The 2776-nt window shown below is 72.6% G+C and carries 1 protein-coding gene; it reads right to left on the bottom strand.

From position 1 onward, the window contains the following. Window positions 1-2776 (bottom strand): type I polyketide synthase (locus tag ABT263_RS38625; RefSeq protein ID WP_352298608.1); only part of this gene is annotated, 2776 nt, incomplete at both ends.

Here is a 2776-nt window from a genome sequence, read left to right as displayed (position 1 = left end):
CCACCGCATCCGCGGCATGCACCACCACATCGCCCCAGGCGAACGGCACTTCCGGCCGCGCCAGGCGCTCGCCCGTGCCCACGATCACGTGCAGGGAGGCGTCCAGCAGAGCGGGGTGCAGCCCGAACCCGGTCACGCCCACCCCGTCCGGCAGCGCGACCTCGGCGAACAGCTCCTCGCCACGCCGCCACGCCGCCCGCACCCCCTGGAACGCCGGACCGTAGGCGAGACCGCTGGCGGCGAGCCCCGGGTAGAAGCCTTCGAGGTCCACCGCCTCGGCACCCGCCGGCGGCCACTGCGCCAGATCGCCGTGAACTTCGGCAGACGTGTCGGCCGGAGCGAGAACACCGGCGGCGTGCCGGGTCCACTCCTCCTCCTGCGCCGCTTCCTCGGCCTGGGCGTAAAGGGCCACCACGCGGCGGCCGGACTCGTCCGCCTCGTCGACCGTCACCTGCACCCGCGCTCCGCCCTGGGGCGGCAGCACCAGCGACGCCTCGATCAGCAGCTCCTCGACCCGGGTGCAGCCGGCCTCGTCACCCGCGCGCACGGCCATCTCGACCAGCGCCGCCCCTGGGACGACGACCTGCCCGGCGACCACATGATCGGCCAGCCAGGGCTGCCCGGCCAGTGACAGCCGCCCGGTCAGGACCACGCCACCACTCGACGGCAGGGTGACTGCCGCGCCCAGCAGGGGGTGCCCTGCGCTCTCCAGGCCCAGGTCCTCGGCGCGGCTGCCCGCCGTCGCGGTCAGCCAGTAGCGCTGCCGCTGGAAGGCGTAGGTGGGCAGGTCGACCTGCTGGGCGCCGGTGTCCGCGTAGACCTGCTCCCAGGCGACCGGCACGCCCCGCACGAAGAGCTTCGCAAGCGCGGTCATCAGGGCGCGGGGCTCGTCACGGCCGCGACGCAGCAGCGGCAGCCAGACCTCGGGCTCGCCCTGGTCGTCCGTACGGGTCTGCGGGCCCATGCCGGACAGCACACCGTCGGGGCCGATCTCCACGAACGTCCGCACACCGGCGGCACGAAGGGCCTGTGCGGCGTCGTGGAAGCGGACCGCCTCGCGGACGTGCTTCACCCAGTAGGCCGGGTCCGTGACCTCGTCCGTCACCGGGAGACCGGTCAGGGCGGAGACCATCGCCAGCTTGGGCGCGCGGTAGCTGACGGCGGCGACGACGCGGGCGAACTCCTCCAGCATCGGCTCCATCAACGGGGAATGGAACGCGTGCGAGACCTGGAGACGCTTCGTGCGCGCGCCGGACGTGGCCAACTCGGCTGCCGCAGCCAGGACTTCATCCTCGACACCCGAGATCACCACGGCCTTGGGGCCGTTCACCGCGGCAATACCGACACCGGCCCGGCCCGCGATCGCTTCGAGAACCTGCTCCTCCGTCGCCTCGACGGCGACCATCGCACCGCCGGACGGCAGTTGCTGCATCAGCTGGCCACGCGCGGCCACTACAGCGCAGGCATCCTCCAGCGACCACACCCCCGCCACATGCGCCGCCGCCAGCTCACCGATCGAATGACCGGCCACCACCTGCGGACTCACACCCCACGACTCCAGCAAACGGAACAGCGCCACCTCGACCGCGAACAGCGCGGGCTGCGCCCACCCCGTCTCGTCGATCGGGCCCTCACCCCGGATCACACCCGCCAGCGAACCGTCCAAGTGCTCGGCCAGACCCGCACACACCGCGTCGAAGGCCTCGGCGAACACCGGGAAGGCGGCATACAAGCCCTGCCCCATACCGACGCGCTGCGCACCCTGACCGGTGAACACGAACCCGACCTTGCCCGCACCACCCACGGAGCCGGTCACCACACCCGGAACCTCACGGCCCTCGGCCAGCGCCGCAAGACCCGCCACCAGCTCCTCGCGGTCCGAGCCCAGCACCACCGCCCGCTGCTCCAGCGCCGCCCGCGACACCGCCAACGACCAACCCACGTCCAGGTCATCAGCATCAGCACGCTCAACGAACGCCGCCAACCGCTCCGCCTGACCGGCAAGGCCCTCCGCCGACCGCGCCGAGAGGAACCACGGCACCACCGGCAGATCAACACCACCGGAACCGGAGCCCGAAGTGTCCTGGTCCGGCGCCTGCTCGATGATCACGTGCGCATTGGTCCCGGAGAACCCGAACGAGGACACGCCCGCGCGCCGGGGATGCCCGGCATCCGGCCACGGCACCGCTTCGGTCACCAGCCGGACCGCGCCCGCCTTCCAGTCGATCCGCGAGGACGGCTCGTCCGCGTGCAGCGTCGCCGGCACCACGCCGTGCTGCATCGCGGCAACCATCTTGATGATCCCTGCGGCACCGGCGGCGGCCTGCGCGTGACCGATGTTGGACTTCACGGACCCCAGCAGCAGCGGCCGGTCCTGCGGCCGGTCCTGGCCGTAGGTCGCCAGCAACGCCTGCGCCTCGATCGGATCACCCAACCTGGTCCCGGTGCCGTGGCCCTCGACCACGTCCACCTCGCTAGCCGACAGACCGGCGTTGGCCAGGGCCGCCCGGATCACCCGCTGCTGCGACGGCCCGTTCGGCGCCGTCAGACCGTTGGACGCACCGTCCTGGTTGACCGCCGTGCCGGCGACCACGGCCAGGATGCGGTGCCCGTTGCGCAGCGCGTCGGACATGCGCTCCACCACCAGGACGCCGACGCCCTCGCCCCACCCGGTGCCGTCCGCGGACTCCGCGTAGGCCTTGCACCGGCCGTCCGCCGCAAGACCGCGCTGCCGCGAGAAGTCGATGAACGTGCCGGGCGTCGACATCACCGTCAC

The sequence above is a fragment of the Kitasatospora sp. NPDC001603 genome (genome assembly GCF_040298365.1).
Classification (GTDB): domain Bacteria; phylum Actinomycetota; class Actinomycetes; order Streptomycetales; family Streptomycetaceae; genus Kitasatospora.
This window is presented reverse-complemented; position numbering and strand designations above follow the sequence as displayed.